This window comes from Sphingobium sp. (assembly GCF_035511395.1).
GTDB lineage: Bacteria > Pseudomonadota > Alphaproteobacteria > Sphingomonadales > Sphingomonadaceae > Sphingobium.
The window spans coordinates 26,363-42,481 of sequence record NZ_DATKFP010000072.1; the positions used below are offsets into that span (position 1 = coordinate 26,363).

The window sequence follows — 16,119 nt, forward strand, 5'->3', positions numbered from 1 at the left end:
CTCAGCTGCCTCCTTTGTTGGTATCGCCGCCGGTGGCGGCGTTGGCCTTGATGGAACGGACGCCTTCGGGAGAACGGCCGCCCTTCATCATCATTTCGCGATATTCGGGGAAGCTCATGTCGGTCATGGTGCTGACCGCTTCCGCAAAGGGAATGCCATCGGTCGAAAACAGCTTCGACAGGAAATAGACATTGCCACCCAGGTCCAGGCACTTGTTATAGTCGCGCGCCAGCAGCGCCTGCTTCTGGTCCTCGGTCAGCGGCCATTCGTCCATATAGGCGCGCTCGTCGGCCTTGAACCGCTCGCGATTGTCCGCCGTCATCAGGCTCATCGCGAACTGGTTCATATGATAGCCTTTGCGCGCCCGCGCCGCCGTATAGACGCGCGTGCCGGGGATGTCCTCCATCTCGGCCAGATATTCGTGGATGTCCTGATGCTTGGGGTCTTCGGTAATCACAATCCCCTCTCCTTCAATTGGGCGTCGAGGCGCGGGAAGACGCGACGGGCATTGCCCGCGAAGATCGCGGCGCGTTCCGCGTCGCTGATCTCCAGCGCATCGACATAGCGTTTGGTGTCGTCGAAATAGAAACCGGTGGTTGGGTCGATACCGCGCACCGCGCCGACCATTTCCGACCCGAACAGGATATTCTTGTTCTCGATCACGTCGGCCAGCAGATCGACGCCCGGCTGGTGATAAACGCAGGTGTCGAAGAAGATGTTGTTCATCAGGTGCGTCGACAGGTCAGGCTTTTTCAGCATGTCGGCCAGGCCGCGATAGCGCCCCCAATGATAGGGCACCGCGCCGCCGCCATGCGGGATGATGAAGCGCAGCGTTGGGAAATCCTTGAACAGGTCGCCTTCCAGCAGCTGCATGAAGGCGATGGTGTCGGCCGCGATATAATAGCCGCCGGTCGCGTGCATCGCCGGGTTGCAGCTGCCCGAAACATGGATCATCGCCGGCACGTCCAGCTCGACCATCTTTTCATAGAAGGGATACCAATATCTGTCGGTCAGCGGTGGATGAGTGAAATGGCCGCCGCCCGGATCGGGATTGAGGTTGCAGCCGATGAAGCCCAGTTCAGTGACGCAGCGCTCCAGCTCCGCGATCGAATTGCTCATGTCGGCCTTAGGTGACTGGGGCAGCATGCACACGCCGACGAAAGTTTCGGGGAACATCGCCACGACGCGCGCGATCAGGTCATTACAGCGGATCGCCCATTCCTTGGCCACCGCCTCGTCACCGACATGCGGCGCCATCGCTGAAGCGCGCGGGCTGAAGATGGTGAGATCGGCGCCACGTTCCTTGATCAGGCGCAACTGGTTCGCCTCGATCGTCTCACGGATTTCCGCGTCGCTGATCTCGGGATAGGGCGGACAGGGCGTGCCGGCCTTGAACGCCGCCTTCTGCTCCTCGCGCCAGGCGTCATGCCCCTTGGGCAGAACGGTATAATGACCGTGGCAATCGATAATCAGGCTCATGCACTCAACCTCAAGATATCGTTCATTCGGAAAGAAAATTCAGCTTGCCCGCCAGCCCTTCGGGCGGCGTCTTCTTGTCCCGCGCGCCGATCGCCCGCTGCCGTTCGACCGTGCCGCGCGTCATCGCCGCGCCCGTGCCCAAACCTTCGAGCGTCTTGACCACTTCCTCCATCTCGGCGGCACGGCGGGTACCATGCACCAGCATCCGATCGAGATTATAGTCCGCCCGCGCCTGCCAGGGCCGGGCCTTTTCGCTCGCATCGAGGGACGCCAGCACCTCGTCCAGCACGTCCGCAGCGTCGGCGGCCAGCACGCACTCGGCGGTCAGCGCCTCGATCCCCTTGACCATTACCGACCGGATCATCTTGACGGACGAGGCCCGGCCGACATCTGTGCCGACGACGCGACTGTTAGTGAAGCCTAAAGCCCGCAGCCGCTGGCCCGCCTCCTCGGCCCGCACGCCGCTCAGCAGCAGCGGCACGCCCAGCCGGGCGGGATCGACAGGCGCCATCACCGCGACGTCGACATAATGGCCGCCTGCCGCCTCGATCGCTGCTGCCGCCGCCTGCTTCGTCTGTGGCGCGACGCTGTTGAGATCGCAATAGAGCGCACCCGGCGCGATCAGCGCAGCGGCGGCTTCCGCGACGGCCAACGCCTGATCTGCCGTCACGAGCGACAGGGCCAGCGTTACGCCATCCAGCGCATCCGCCAAGGCGAGCGCCGGCGACACGCCGGCATCGGCATAGGCCTTCAGCATCGCATCGCGCGTCGCGACATCATCCGTCTTGATATCGAAAACATGGGCGGCGTCAGCCCAGTCCCCTGCCAGTGCAAAGGTGGACCCTGCTTCGCCAAATCCGATCAGACCAACTTCCTGCTCCATGGCGGCAAGGGATGACGCATCGGGTCAAAGGCGGCCAATCGAATCCGCCATCGATCCATAAGAATTTACGAAGTCATCTCTCCGGCGGACACTTCGACTGCCGCCATGAACTGCTGCTGGAGCCGGGTCGGCCGCCAGTCGGCGCGCGTGATCAGGCCGATCGTCCGGCTGATCGCACCCGGCGCCGGACCGATGTCCGCGAGAAGCCCCGCCTCCAGCTCCAGCGCGAGTTGATCATAGGACAGCAGCGTCAGATAATCGCCCCCCACCAGCAATTGCCGGATCGTCATCACGGACCCACATTCGATGGGCACGGCGGGCAGGTCGCCCCCCAGTTCCGCGAACATCGCATGCCACAATTGGCGCAGCGGCGTACCTTCGGGCAGCAATATCCACGGGAAACGGCGCAGTGCATCGGCGTCCCAGCCCTGTTCCAGCGGATGGCCACGTCGCGTCAATATGGTCGGACGATCCTCGAACAAGGGCCGCTGGCCAAGGTCGAGCGCCAGCGCCGGATCGCGGAGAGCACCGATCATCATGTCGATCTCGCCATCGCGCAGTGGCCCAACCAGTTCGGCATGGGAACCTTCATGAACCGATATATCGACCTGTGGAAAATCGGCGCGAAAGCGGGCAATGGCATTGGGCAATAGCCGCGCGCGCGAAAGCGGCATGGCCCCGACGAGGATGCGGCCGCCCTCTTCGCCCTTCAGGTCGGCCAGATCCTCCAGCCCCTGCCGCAATTCGGCCAGCGCCAGCCGCAGCCGTTGCGCCAGCACTACGCCCGCCTTGGTGAGCGTCACACCCCGTCCGCGCCGGTCGACCAGCCGACTGCCGACCGCCAGCCCCAGATCGCCCACCGCGCGGTGCAGCGACGGCTCCGCCACGCCCGTAGCGGCGGCGGCGGCGGCATAACTCCCACCCCGCGCAAGCGCGACGAACGCCCGCACCTGCGCCGCAGTAACGCGGTTGCTGCCGATCAGTCGAAGGGCCACATCGATGCGCGGCTTCAGTCGCCGCGCGGCCTCCAATGCGGCCATGCCGCCGGGCTGGCGGTCGAACAGCCGCAGGCCCAGTTGCGCCTCCAGCTTGGCGATGCCCTGCGTCACCGCCGGCTGGGTCAGATTGACCGCGCGCGCCGCCAGACTGACGCTGCCCTGATCGACCACGGCGGCCATGGCAGCGAGGTGACGGATATTGAACTGATCGGGTTGCATGTTTGATGATTATCAAAATTTAATGGGCTTGCGCCAGAACGGATTTGAGCATTGCCGCGAAGCTGTCCATGTCGCTGTCCATCTTGGGAGAAGGAGTAGTTCCATGCCCGCTGTCGTCGTCCAGAATATCGAAAGGGCGGACCTCTCCGTCATCGATGGCCTTGCCAAATGTGGGGTCGCAACCGTCCATGAAGCACAGGGCCGTACCGGCCTGCTCGCTCCCTACATGCGCCCGATCTACAGCGGTGCGCGCATCGCCGGCAGCGCCGTCACAATCTCGGCCGCGCCGGGTGACAACTGGATGGTCCATGTCGCAATCGAGCAGTTGAAGGAAGGCGACATCCTCCTCCTCGCGCCGACCAGTCCTTGCACCGACGGCTATTTCGGCGACCTGCTCGCCACTTCGGCGCAGGCGCGCGGTTGCCGTGGGCTGATCATCGACGCCGGCGTGCGCGACGTGCGCGACCTTACTCAGATGAATTTTCCCGTCTGGTCCAAGGCGGTCCACGCACAGGGCACGGTCAAGAATACGCTCGGCTCGGTCAACATTCCGGTCGTCTGCGCCAATGCGCTGGTCAATCCCGGCGACGTCGTGATCGCCGACGATGACGGCGTATGCGTCGTACCCCGCGCCAATGCCTCTGCCGTCCTCGAAAAGGCGCAGGCGCGTGAAGCCGCCGAGGAGGCCAAGCGCGTCCGCCTCGCCGCCGGCGAACTCGGTCTCGACATCTACAATATGCGTCCACGTCTGGAAGAGATGGGCCTGAAGTACATCTGAGGGCTACCCTCACGGAGGTTTAAAGTGACAGCATTCACCCAAAGCCGCGTCATGTGGATGCGCGGCGGCACGTCCAAGGGCGGCTATTTCCTCGCTGAGGATCTACCTTGCGATAGCGCAGCGCGCGACGCCTTCCTGCTGCGCGTCATGGGCTCGCCCGACCCGCGTCAGATTGACGGCATGGGTGGCGCCGACCCGCTGACCAGCAAGGTCGCGGTCGTCAGGAAGTCGGAGCGAGCGGGCGTCGATGTCGATTACCTCTTCCTTCAGGTCTTCGTCGATCAGGCGATCGTCAGCGACGCGCAGAATTGCGGCAATATCCTGGCCGGCATCGGTCCCTTCGCGATCGAGCGCGGGCTTGTTGCCGCACAGGAAGGCGAAACCCGCGTCGTCATCTTCATGGAGAATACCGGGCAGATCGCTATTGCTTGCATTGAAACGTCGGCTGGCAAGGTCCGCTATGACGGCGAAGCGAAGATCGACGGTGTTCCCGGCAGCGCCGCGCCGATACCGCTCGAGTTTCGCGACACCGCCGGTTCTTCGTGCGGCGCGCTGCTCCCGACCGGCAATGCGTTTGATGAAGTCGAGGGCGTGCGCGTGACGCTCATCGACAATGGAATGCCCTGTGTCGTCATGAAGGCGCAAGACGTCGGCGTAACCGGCGATGAGGATCGCGACACGCTGGACAATGATACGACGCTCAAGGCCCGGATCGAGGCGATCCGCCTCGCCGTCGGCGAACGGATGAACCTCGGTGACGTCAGGGAAAAGTCGGTGCCCAAGATGATGCTGGTCGCCCCGCCCCGCGATGGCGGCGCGGTCACGGTGCGCAGTTTCATCCCGCATCGCGCCCATGCGTCGATCGGCGTGCTCGGCGCGGTCAGCGTCGCCACCGCCTGCCTGATCGAAGGATCACCGGCGGCGGAGGTCGCCTCGATCCCTTCGGGCAATCGCAAGACGCTGTCGGTCGAGCATCCGACCGGCGAGACGACCTGCGTCATGGAACTGGACGAAAGCGGCGCCATCACGAGCGCCGCCATGCTGCGCACCGCGCGCAAGCTCATGGATGGAGAAGTTTTCGCATGACAGACCGCATCACTAGCTGGCACGGCAATCCGTCGAAACCGCTCTACACCCCGCCGGCAGGCGCCATCGACGCGCATTGCCATGTTTTCGGGCCGATGGCGGACTTCCCTTTTTCCGCCAAGGCGAAATATCTGCCTGAAGATGCCGGTCCGGACATGCTGTTCGCGCTGCGCGACCATCTGGGCTTCGACCGCAATGTCATCGTCCAGGCGAGTTGTCACGGCATCAACAATGCCGCGACCCTGAACGGCATCGCGAGGTCCAATGGCCCAGATGGCAGGCAAAGGGCTCGCGGCGTCGCCGTGGTCGATCCTGCCATTTCGGAATCCGAACTCACCGCCCTTCATGATGGCGGCATTCGCGGCATCCGCTTCAATTTCCTGAAGCGTTTGGTCGACGATGCTCCAAAGGACAAGTTCCTCGAAGTCGCAAAACGCCTGCCCGCCGGCTGGCATGTCGTCATCTATTTCGAAGCGGATATCCTTGAGGAATTGCGCCCCTTCATGGATGCGATCCCGGTGCCGCTGGTGATCGACCATATGGGCCGCCCCGACGTGACGCAGGGACCGGATGGAACCGACATGAAGGCGTTCCGCGCCTTCCTGAACAGTCGGGATGACATCTGGTTCAAGGCGACCTGCCCCGACCGCCTCGACCCGACAGGCACCCCCTGGAACGTCTTTGCCGACGCCGTAGCGCCGTTAGTGGCGGACTATCAGGATCGCGTCCTGTGGGGTACGGACTGGCCGCACCCGAACATGCAGGACGCCATTCCCGACGACGGCCATCTGGTCGATATGATCCCCCGGATCGCGCCGAACGAAGCACTTCAGCGCAAGCTGCTGATCGACAATCCGATGCGGCTCTACTGGCCGGAAGAACTCTGAACTATTAATCGGCGGGGCGGTGAATACACCGCCCCGCCTCGCTCATTCCAGCGGTTCGCCGGGCCAGGTTTCGGTGTCGATCTGCGCCTGGGCCGACTTGGGATAGCGCGGCCCTGACACAGCTTGGAAGGTGAAGAGGGCGTCGACCGCCGCCAGCACCTCTGCTGACAGCTCGAGCGTCAAAGTAGCCATATTCTCATCCAAATGCGCGATGCTGGTCGTGCCGGGAATCACCACGATATTGGGGCGGCGTGACAGCAGCCAGCCGATGCTCAACTGCGCCATGGTGCAGCCGGCCTGATCTGCGATCGCCTTGAACTGTGTTGCCAATTCCAGATTGCGTTCGAAATGTGGTGACTGAAAACGCGGCATGGCGCCACGAATATCGCCCTTGGGCACGCCTTCCGGGCCGACGCCGCCGGCCAGCACACCCCGCGCTACCGGCGAGAAGGCGACGAAGGCGACGCCCAGTTCGACGCAGGCATCCAGTACGGCGACTTCCGCGTTACGGGTCCAGGGCGAATATTCGGTCTGCATGGCAGCGATGGGATGGACCGCATGCGCGCGACGCAATGTCGCGGCCGACATTTCCGACAGGCCGATCGCACCAATCTTGCCTGCCTCGACCGCGCGCGTTAGCGCGCCGACCGATTCTTCGATCGGCACATTGGGATCGAGCCGGTGGAGGTAATAGAGGTCGATATATTCGACATTCAGCCGCCGCAACGAATTCTCCAGCGTGGCCGCGATAGCTTCGGGTGATCCATCCAGACCCCGCTGGCCATCCTTGCCGCCGAGCACGCATTTACTGGCCAGCACAAACTTGTCGCGACTGTCCATGATGGTCCGGCCAAGCAGTTCTTCATTGGCGCCAAAACCGTAAAGCGCCGCCGTGTCGAAGAAATCGACGCCCTGATCCAACGCGTGACGCAACAGCCTTTCCGCCTGATCGGGTTCCGGCCGGGGCAGATAGGCATGGCTCAGGTTCATGCAGCCAAGGCCAATAGGCGAAACGGAGAAGGGGCCGATGGTCCGGGACGACGATGTAACAGTCATGTGGGGAGCTGATCCTGTTTCCAGTCAGAGATGCGCCCGCCATAGCGAGGCTCGCGTGCCAGTTCCAGCCATCAGCAACGATCACAACATCCTTACGGGGCGAGTACCTCCATATCGTAGACGACAACCTTGCGCCACAGATGTTCGCAGGATTTGACGAAGGCCTGATGGATCGGATGGTCCTGATAGGTCTTCTGGTCCATCGCATTGTCGAAATACATCAGTTCAGACACGTCATAGCTGGCGTCCACGACTTCCCGCTTTTCCGTATTCGCCGGAACACCGATCTGAAGATTGCGGATTGCCGGAATATCCTTGAGCGTGCGCAGGCCAGCGATCAACTGGTCGCGGTCGGACGGCGATCCAGAATTCTTCAGCCAAAAGAAAACATGGTGTACCAGCTTCGCACCGGCTGACGGCGTCGCGGCCTTGGCCGACGACAGCGCAACGCCGACACCACCCATTGCCATCATGGCCGCCATTTCCCTCCTGCTTGTTTTCACGATCATGTCTCCCTTGCGATAGTCTGGATCAACCGATCAATTTTCCAGCGCATCAATGGCAGCGATCGATTGACGTTCGGCTATGTCATATTCGAATATCTCATCTGTAACGCGCCGCGCATCTTCAGCATCGCCAAGCGCCGCGATCAGGCACTGCGTCGCGCAAAAGGCCATGTCTTCCACCGGTTGACGCACCACCGTCAGCGGCGGCCAGATGCGCGACGCCAATATGGTATCGTCGAACCCCGTCACCGCCAGATCGTGCGGCAATTGCAGGCCCATATGGTTCGCCTGCGCGATCACGCCCGCCGCCAGGTCGTCACTGCTGCATATCACGGCGGTCGGCCGATCCTGGCGCGACAACAAAGTCCGCCCGGCTACCATCCCCGACGCATAGTCGAATTCGCCATGCTCGATCAGCAGGTCGTGGGCCTCGGCAATGCCATGTTTGCGCAGCGCCGCCCGAAATCCGTCCAGCCGCGCCGCGACTACGCTGTAGGGATCGGGACCGGCAACATAAGCGATGCGGCGATGTCCATGGGCGATGACCAGTTCGGTGAGCGCCAGCATTGCTGCATGATTGTCGATCCTGACCGTCGTAACGTCAGGCATGGATGTACCCGTTGCGATGGCGGCGAGCGGCACATCCAATGTGGCGAGCACCTTCGATCCGCTCAACTGCTCGGCGAAAGGCGGGATCAGCAAAAGCGCATCGGCTCCGCTGCGAACCAGATCCTGTGCGATCCGTTCCGCATCGGCGCCGGTCTTGCTCTCGCCATCGCGCAGGATGAGTTGCAGGCCATGGGCGTTGGTCGCCCGCAATGTCCCAACCAAAACTGCGTCCAGGAACGGGGTCCGCCGATCGCTGTAGATCAATCCCACGGTGGTCGCGCGCGCCTTTGCCAGACGCCGCGCCGCCAGATTGGGGACATAGCCCAATTCGGCTATCGCCGCCCGCACCGCCTCTACGGTGGCGGCGCTGGCCCGCCCGGCGCCATTGATCACGTTGGACACCGTCATCGCGGACACGCCGGCCCTTGCCGCCACCGCGCGGATCGTCACGCCACTTCGTCTTCGTCTCGCCATCACCATTGCCCCCGCCCCCCTGATAGCGGGTTTCGGCCGGCGTCATAGTGGCGAAACGGACCAGTCAAGGATCAGGCCGCTCCTGCCTTGAGCGACTTGACCGCATGATCCACAGCCCGCGCGGTCAGCGCCATGAAGGTGAGAGACGGATTGACGCAGGAAATGGACGCCATCTGTGCGCCGTCCGTGACGAACAGGTTGGACGCATCATGCGCTTGGCTCCATTTGTTGAGCACCGACGCGCGCGGATCGGCGCCCATGCGCGCGCCGCCCATTTCGTGGATGGCGTCGCCAGGCACATGCTCCTTCACTTTGCTCTCGACGTTGGTGAGACCGGCGGCGCGCAGCATCTTTTCGCCCTGTTCCCGCGCATCCGCCATCATCCGCAGTTCATTGTCGCGGAAGGTCACGTCGAAACGCATCAGCGGGATGCCGAAGCGATCGGTCTTGTTCGGGTTGAGCGCGACATGATTGTCTTCATAGGGCAGGCACTCGCCGAATGCGCCCATCTGGAATTTCCAGCCGCCATAGCGGCGCATCCCTTCCTTCATCGACGCGCCAAAACCGACCGGCTTGGCCGGTTCGCGATAGGCACCGCCCTGATAGCCATAGCCACGGCGGAAGCCCACATCCTCGTCCTTGCCGATGTTGCGGAAACGCGGAACATAGATGGCGCCGGGCCGGCGGCCAAATTCGATAAACTCGTCCATGCCGGGGATGTCCCCCTTCACGCCGACACGGAAGATATGGTCCATGACATAGCGGCCCAGCGTGCCGCTGGAATCAAAATGGCTCCTTTCGCTGCCCTGCGCTCGCGAGTTCATCAATATCTGCACTGAACCGAGGGTCGAGGCATTGAGGAAGACGAGCTTCGCGGTCACGACTTCAGCCTGACCGGTCTTGGCATCGATGAAGCGGACTCCCGTCACTTTCTTGCTCGCAGGATCATATTCCAGATTGGTGACAACAGCATCCGACCGCAAGGTCAGTCGGCCTGTCGCCCGCGCCGCCGGCAGAGTGACCGCCTGGGTCGAGAAATAGGCGCCGAAGGAACAGCCATTGCCGCACTGGTTACGGAACTGGCATTTGGTCCGGCCCTGTTCGGGCTTGTCCTCGGTCATATTGGACAGGCGGGCATTGATCATCTTGCGACCGGGAAATTCCGTTTCCAGCCGCTGCTTCATCCATTTTTCAGCCACGTTCATCGGCATGGGCGGCTGGAACTGGCTATCGGGCAGATAGGAAAGATTTTCCCGCGAACCGGACACACCGATATATTTTTCGACATAGTCGTACCACGGCACGAGGTCGTCATAGCCGATCGGCCAGGCGCCCCCGATCCCTTCGCGCTTGTTGGCCTCGAAATCGGCTGCGCTCCAGCGGAAGCTCCACCGCCCCCAGATCAGCGACTTGCCGCCGACCGCAGCCGGGCGGATCCAGTAGAATTTACTGCCCTCGCCATAATCATAGGGGTTTAGCCGGTCATTATTGTAAAAGGCCTGATTGCTCGGCGCGACATAACCATGCTGGGCGATGAAATAGTCGCTCTCGCGCAGCGTGTCGGGCATGATGTTGCGCGCCGGTACATCATAGGCCGGCCGGCCGTCATAGGCATAGCCTTCGCCATGCTCAACCATATGACCACGGTCGAGCATCAGCACGCGCAGCCCCTTTTCCGTCAATTCTTTCGCCGCCCAGCCACCACTGATGCCCGAACCAATGACGATCGCATCGAACCTGTCCGTCGAAGCCATGATGATCCTCTCCTAAAGGATGTCGTTCAGAAACGCAGCGCGCGCAGCGTCTGGAAGCTTTTTGTGATGTCGGGGATATAGGGCGCGGGCGACTGGTCGTTTTCGACATAGAAATGCTGCACCCCGGCAAGCGCATTCAGCTTGAAGATGGCGGCAAAGTCGATCGTGCCCAGACCTACTGAGGTCATGCTGCGGTCGGCGCGCATATCCTTCACATGATAGGAATAGATACGGCCGGCAAGGCTGCGGATCAGCGCCTGCGGGTCCTGCCCGGCATGGACGGCCCAATAAAGATCCAGCTCGATCTTCACCAGCGCCGGATCGCAGGCCTTCACCAGCCGGTCGAACAGGCTGATGCCATCGGGCTTCACGGTGAATTCGAAGTCGTGATTATGGTAGGCAAAGCCCAGCCCCGCTGCCTTCAGCTGTTCGCCGAACCGGTTGATATTGACGAGCGCGGCGTCCCACGCCTCGGCATTGCGATGCTTGTCGACCATATAGGGCAGGACGACCGTATCCGCGCCCAAGGTCTTGGCCATGGCGACGCTGGCTTCGAACTTCTCCAGCAGCGCGTCGTAGCCGATATGAAGGGAGGGGCATTTCAGGCCCAGCCGATCCATCGTCTTGCGCAGCAGGGCATGATCCATGGCGTCATAACCGCCACCGCCATATTCGACCTCGCGATAGCCGACCTTGGCCACCTTCTCCAGCGTCGCGACCGGATCGGCGGAGAAGAGTTCGCGCACGGTATAGAGTTGTAAGCCGATAGCGCGAATCTGCGCGGCACGGGCCGTGCCGACGATCAAGGACTGGCTGGCGAGCGCGGCAAGACCGCCGGCACCCAGAATCATGGAGCGACGACTGATCATCATGCGGAATAGACCTTGTTGACCTGAGAATAGGGGAAGGCGCCATTATATTCACCTGGCACAGGCAAATATTCGCGCTCCTGCGTGATACCGATCTCGGACGTGTAATAGCCGACGATCACCATCTGCCGGAAGGCTTCGAAAAACTCCTCGCCGTCAGGTATCTCGTCGTTCATTGCCAGTGTGATGAGTGCGTCATGCTGCTCAGGCTTGGCCTTCACGGCGGGCAGCTTGTAATCCTGCCAGCAGCGCGCATCGATTTCGGCCAAGCCCGACAGGATCGGCCCGCGATCCTCCGCAACTGCCCAGTCGGCCAGCAGCTTTTCGATATAGGCGGGAACGCCGGCTGCGATGGCGCCGGGCGTGTCGGTCGTCGGGATGATACGTTCGCACAGCGCCGTCATCAGCGCGCGCTGCTCAGGCGTGAATACCTGAATGCTGGGCGCGCCCTGGTCGATGGCGGCAGCGGGGGCAAGTCCTGCCGCCCGCGCGAGCGGCGCAAAAATCTGCGCGCCGAACATGGCGACGATGCCGCCGAGCGCATGTCTGCGATCAATCATTGTCCTGCCCCTTTCAGATCCTGGGCGATGGCATCTTCCGGCAAGGGCCGGACCCAGATATTGCGGAACGACACTGGCGAGTCATGATCCTGCAACTGGATCGGCGCCTTGTCGCCATGTACCTGATATTGCGCGATCTTGCGCCAGGCAGTCGTGCCCAGCATCGCCTGATGGTTCTGCACCAGCACGCCGTTCAGCAGCACCGTAACATAGGCTGGACGCGCCAGACTACCGTCCGTGGCGAAACGCGGGCGTTCGAAGATGATGTCGTAGCTTTGCCATTCACCGGGTTTCCGCGACGGGTTCATCAGCGGCGGCTTCCACGCATAGACCGCGCCCACAGTGCCGTCGGCATAGGTCGCATTCTGATAGCCGTCGAGGATCTGCACCTCGTAGCGCTGCATGAACCAGATGCCGCTGTTGCCTCGATCCTGCGAGCTTTTCTGTGGCGGATTAGGCGAGCGGAACTCCAGATGCAGTTGAACGTCGCCAAATTCCTGCTTCGAGATCAGGTTGTTCTCGCCGCCGCTCTTGGCGCGGGAGGGAATGGTCATCACGCCATTTTCGATCATCCAAGGACCGCGCTCGCCGCGCCATGAGTCGAGCGATGTCCCATCGAACAAGATGATCGCGTCAGAGGGAGCGCCGCCCGCCTGAGCCGCAGGAGCGACCACAGTCGGTGCGGGACGGTCGGGATCATGGACATGCCAGTTGCCTCCCGGCAGGATCGGTGTGTCCTTGAAGCCCGGCTTGTCCTGCGCATGGACCAGCGTGCCAGCCATCAGGCCAGCCGCCATCACCATGCCGATACGGATGCGCTTCATCCTCTCGCTCCCTTTATTTTGTGTCGATTGCCCGATAGGCGGCGACCAGACGATCTTCGCCTGCACGCCCTTCCACCGAATTACCATGTTCCATGCCGATCACGCCGGCGTAATTGCGCGCGCGCAGCCAGCGGACGATATTGGCATAGTTGATCTCACCCGTTCCCGGCTCCTTTCGACCGGGATTGTCGCCGAACTGGAGATAGCCGACCTCCCCCCAGCAGGCATCGAGCGTCGGGATCAAATTCCCCGACTGGATCTGCTCATGATAGAGGTCCGCCAATATCTTGACGCCTGGACTGTTCGCACCACGCGCCACGGCATAACCCTGCGCAATCGACTGCATGAAGACGCCGGGATGATTGGTGCGGGTATTGAGCGGCTCCATCACCAGCACCAGTCCATGCGGCGCAACGATGTCACCGGCGCGACGCATACAGTCGATGATGCGGCCCATTTGGATGTCTTCCGGCACCTTCCGGTCCATGAAACCAGTGACAACTGTCATATGCTTCGCATTGAGGCGTTTGGCTACCTCGACCGAGGTGCGGATATCTTCCAGAAACGCATTCCGGCCGGCATCATCATTGGCGCCGAGCAGCGGCCGAAAATCCGCCCATTGGGGCATGCTGGCGACGAACACGCCCATGGCCATGCCACGCTGCGCGAGCGCGCGGGTCATCATGTCCTGCTGCTCGACCGGCCGCTTGCGCGCTTCATTGTCCTCCCAGGCGCGAAAGCCCTGATCCGCAGCATAGGCGATCTGTTCCAGCAGTCCGCCGCGGCTGGCGAAGCTGCCTTCGTGCGGTGCATAGCCCAGCGAGAAATGCGCGGCGTTGGAAGCGCCCCTGGTCGCTGCCGTCGCCAAGGCTGGCGCCGCTGCCGTGGCAAGGCCGGCGGCAATCATCGTCCGTCTCGACATAGTCATGCCATTCCCTCCGCCACGCGTGCCGCCCGACGATTGGCGCGTCGTTCCGCCAGCCAGATCAGGCCGAAGACGACCAGCAGAGTCATCGGCACGAAGGTCAAACGGGCAAAGGACTGGGATGCGGCCGCATCCTCCACCGCGCGTAATGCCGCGCCGCTCAACCGGGTGAAGGCGTCCGGTCCTCCGGCAATCTCCACCTTCGCCTGATCGAACATTTCCCCGAGGCGTGGCAGCACGAAGAAGCTCGCGAGCGCACCGGCCGATCCGACCAGTCCCAGCGCCCAGGCATCACCGCGCGGATAGCGCTCGGCCACTGAAGCCAGCATGGTCGGCCACATGGCGCAGACACCCAGTCCCCATATTGTCGAGGCGAGGATCGCCGAGACCGGCGACTGTGCCTGCGACAACAGGAAGAGGCCGACAGCGGCGAGCAGGCTCGATACCCAGAGCAAGCCAGGATTGGAAAGGCGCCCAGCGATCCGGCCCGCGAAATGGCGGAAGACGAACATCAGTGCGCTGACATAGACCAGCAGCAATATGCCACGCATGCCGACGCGATTGCTGAGTGCCACGTCGAGCCACTGGCCCGGCGCCAGTTCCGACGAGGCTGTGAGGAACATCGCGCCGAACCAGATGAAGAAGCTTGGGCGGCGCACCACTTCCAGCATCATGTCCTTCGTTCCCCGGTCTCCGACGGCCTTGGGCGGTTCGGGAAATATGGTGGTCGCCGCGATAAGGATCACGCCGATGGCGGGGATGAACACCAGCGCCATGATCGCCTGCCATGGCAGCACCGATGCCAGGAACACGCCGGCAAGCCCGCCGACGATCAGGCCGCCCGGATACCAGGCGTGCAGCACGTTCAGCCGGTGCGTCGTGTCTTCGGGATAAAGACGGGCGGTCAGCGGATTGATCGACGCTTCGGCAAAGCCCCAGCCGATGCCACTCAGCAACATGCCAAGCCACACCAAATGATAGACCCCCATGCCGCTCGCCAGCGTACCGGCCGCAACAATCAGCGTGGTGCCTAGCAGGAAGGCGATGCCGCAGCCGATCAGTACCCGGCGGATATGCAATTTGTCGAGCAATGCGCTGACGACGAAGACCGTGATCGAAAAGCCGAGAAAAGCAGAGCCTAGAGCCGCCCCGATCAGTTCCCCTGCCGCGATCGGTGCGATCGGATCGATCCATTGTGCCTTGAGGCTGCTCGCCACCGCCGCGCGCAGGGACGCGCTCATCGACGCGGTGAAGAGCGCCAGGACGCTCAGCCAAAACAGCCTCTGCCGGTTGATACCCGTCATGCCCGCTCCTCTACCCTATTCCCCGGCCGATATTATTATTCGGGGTCAAAATTGCGTCGCTGTCAGGTCAGTCCGAGCCAGCGTCGATTGTCTGCGGGATCGCCACCGCCCGCGAAATCGTCGAAGGCCCGTTCCGGACGGCGGATCATATGTGCCTCGATGAAGGGCGCACCTTCGCGCGCGCCATCCTCGGGATGCTTCAGGCAGCATTCCCATTCCAGGACCGCCCAGCCGTCATAGCCATATTGGGTCAGGCGCGAGAAAATCCCGGTGAAATCGACCTGTCCGTCGCCGAGCGATCGGAAACGGCCGGGACGCTCGACCCAGTCGGCATAGCCGCCGTAGACGCCGGCGCGGCCGGTCGGGTTGAACTCCGCATCCTTCACATGGAGCATCTTGATGCGATCATAATAAATATCGATGAACTGGAGATAGTCCATCGCCTGCAACACGAAATGGCTGGGATCATAGAGGATGTTGGCGCGCGCATGCCCACCGACCGCGTCCAGGAAGCGTTCGAAGGTCAAACCGTCGTGCAAATCTTCACCGGGGTGCAGTTCGTAGCAAAGATCGACACCCTCTTCCTCGAACGCGTCGAGGATCGGACGCCAACGCTGCCCCAATTCGGCAAAAGCCTCTTCCACCAACCCCGCCGGACGCTGCGGCCATGGGTAGATGAAGGGCCAAGCAAAGGCGCCCGAAAAAGTCGCGTGAGCCGTCAGCCCCAGCCGACGGCTGGCTTTCGCTGCCAGCTTCAACTGCTCGACCGCCCATGCCTGTCGCTCGGCGGGCTTACCACGCAGTTCGGGTGGCGCGAAATTGTCGAAGGCTGCATCATAGGCGGGATGCACCGCCACCAACTGCCCCTGCAAATGGGTCGACAATTCGGAAATCTCGACGCCCGCCTC

Annotated in this window: 17 protein-coding genes; 3 read left to right on the top strand and 14 right to left on the bottom strand. The window is 62.4% G+C overall.

The annotated features are described in order from the left end of the window. Position 1 precedes the first annotated feature (1 nt). The 4 genes from ligA to VMR39_RS04215 all read right to left on the bottom strand — a co-directional run bounded on the left by ligA (position 2) and on the right by VMR39_RS04215 (position 3,579). Positions 2-457, bottom strand: coding sequence for a protocatechuate 4,5-dioxygenase subunit alpha (ligA, locus tag VMR39_RS04200; protein ID WP_325414651.1), 456 nt, complete (start codon positions 455-457; stop codon positions 2-4). Further along, the gene (locus tag VMR39_RS04205) at positions 454-1,479 is read right to left on the bottom strand and encodes an amidohydrolase family protein (RefSeq protein ID WP_325414653.1); all 1,026 of its coding nucleotides are present in this window, start codon (positions 1,477-1,479) and stop codon (positions 454-456) included. Before VMR39_RS04205 ends, ligA begins: the two co-directional genes overlap by 4 nt. Positions 1,480-1,501: 22 nt before the next feature. Next, the gene (locus tag VMR39_RS04210) at positions 1,502-2,362 is read right to left on the bottom strand and encodes a DUF1932 domain-containing protein (RefSeq protein WP_325414655.1); all 861 of its coding nucleotides are present in this window, start codon (positions 2,360-2,362) and stop codon (positions 1,502-1,504) included. 65 nt (positions 2,363-2,427) lie between these two features. Then, on the bottom strand, positions 2,428-3,579 hold the full coding sequence (locus tag VMR39_RS04215; RefSeq protein ID WP_325414657.1) for a LysR substrate-binding domain-containing protein: 1,152 nt from the start codon (positions 3,577-3,579) through the stop codon (positions 2,428-2,430). A gap of 103 nt (positions 3,580-3,682) precedes the next feature. Here VMR39_RS04215 and ligK point away from each other — a divergent pair, with 103 nt between their 5' ends. The 3 genes from ligK to VMR39_RS04230 are packed head-to-tail and all read left to right on the top strand — an operon-like array spanning position 3,683 to position 6,330. Beyond that, positions 3,683-4,357 carry a 4-carboxy-4-hydroxy-2-oxoadipate aldolase/oxaloacetate decarboxylase gene (ligK, locus tag VMR39_RS04220; protein WP_325414658.1) on the top strand — a complete coding sequence of 225 codons (675 nt, stop codon included), beginning with the start codon at positions 3,683-3,685 and terminating at the stop codon, positions 4,355-4,357. Positions 4,358-4,408: 51 nt separating this feature from the next. Next, positions 4,409-5,443: a 4-oxalomesaconate tautomerase gene (locus VMR39_RS04225; protein WP_325414689.1), complete on the top strand. Its 1,035-nt coding sequence runs from the start codon at positions 4,409-4,411 to the stop codon at positions 5,441-5,443. Further along, entirely contained in the window at positions 5,440-6,330 is an 891-nt protein-coding gene (locus VMR39_RS04230) for an amidohydrolase family protein (RefSeq protein ID WP_325414660.1), read from the top strand. Before VMR39_RS04225 ends, VMR39_RS04230 begins: the two co-directional genes overlap by 4 nt. A 42-nt stretch (positions 6,331-6,372) precedes the next feature. Here VMR39_RS04230 and VMR39_RS04235 read toward each other — a convergent pair whose 3' ends face one another. The 10 genes from VMR39_RS04235 to VMR39_RS04280 all read right to left on the bottom strand — a co-directional run. Next, positions 6,373-7,386, bottom strand: coding sequence for an aldo/keto reductase (locus VMR39_RS04235; protein WP_325414662.1), 1,014 nt, complete (start codon positions 7,384-7,386; stop codon positions 6,373-6,375). A gap of 92 nt (positions 7,387-7,478) precedes the next feature. Then, positions 7,479-7,889 carry a Dabb family protein gene (locus VMR39_RS04240; protein ID WP_325414664.1) on the bottom strand — a complete coding sequence of 137 codons (411 nt, stop codon included), beginning with the start codon at positions 7,887-7,889 and terminating at the stop codon, positions 7,479-7,481. 36 nt (positions 7,890-7,925) lie between these two features. Then, positions 7,926-8,975: a LacI family DNA-binding transcriptional regulator gene (locus tag VMR39_RS04245; protein ID WP_325414666.1), complete on the bottom strand. Its 1,050-nt coding sequence runs from the start codon at positions 8,973-8,975 to the stop codon at positions 7,926-7,928. Between the two features lie 71 nt (positions 8,976-9,046). Further along, positions 9,047-10,729, bottom strand: coding sequence for a GMC family oxidoreductase (locus VMR39_RS04250; protein ID WP_325414668.1), 1,683 nt, complete (start codon positions 10,727-10,729; stop codon positions 9,047-9,049). Positions 10,730-10,755: 26 nt separating this feature from the next. Continuing rightward, the gene (locus VMR39_RS04255; protein ID WP_325414669.1) at positions 10,756-11,601 is read right to left on the bottom strand and encodes a sugar phosphate isomerase/epimerase; all 846 of its coding nucleotides are present in this window, start codon (positions 11,599-11,601) and stop codon (positions 10,756-10,758) included. Then, positions 11,598-12,158: a gluconate 2-dehydrogenase subunit 3 family protein gene (locus VMR39_RS04260; protein ID WP_325414671.1), complete on the bottom strand. Its 561-nt coding sequence runs from the start codon at positions 12,156-12,158 to the stop codon at positions 11,598-11,600. The genes VMR39_RS04255 and VMR39_RS04260 overlap by 4 nt, the downstream gene beginning before the upstream one ends. Then, positions 12,155-12,982, bottom strand: a complete 828-nt coding sequence (locus tag VMR39_RS04265) for a DUF1080 domain-containing protein (protein ID WP_325414673.1) — start codon at positions 12,980-12,982, stop codon at positions 12,155-12,157. The genes VMR39_RS04260 and VMR39_RS04265 overlap by 4 nt, the downstream gene beginning before the upstream one ends. Positions 12,983-12,995: 13 nt before the next feature. Then, entirely contained in the window at positions 12,996-13,910 is a 915-nt protein-coding gene (locus VMR39_RS04270; RefSeq protein ID WP_325414675.1) for a hydroxypyruvate isomerase family protein, read from the bottom strand. Next, positions 13,907-15,211 carry an MFS transporter gene (locus VMR39_RS04275; RefSeq protein WP_325414677.1) on the bottom strand — a complete coding sequence of 435 codons (1,305 nt, stop codon included), beginning with the start codon at positions 15,209-15,211 and terminating at the stop codon, positions 13,907-13,909. The genes VMR39_RS04270 and VMR39_RS04275 overlap by 4 nt, the downstream gene beginning before the upstream one ends. Positions 15,212-15,273: 62 nt before the next feature. Then, positions 15,274-16,119 (bottom strand): sugar phosphate isomerase/epimerase family protein (locus tag VMR39_RS04280; protein WP_325414679.1); only part of this gene is annotated, 846 nt, incomplete at its 5' end.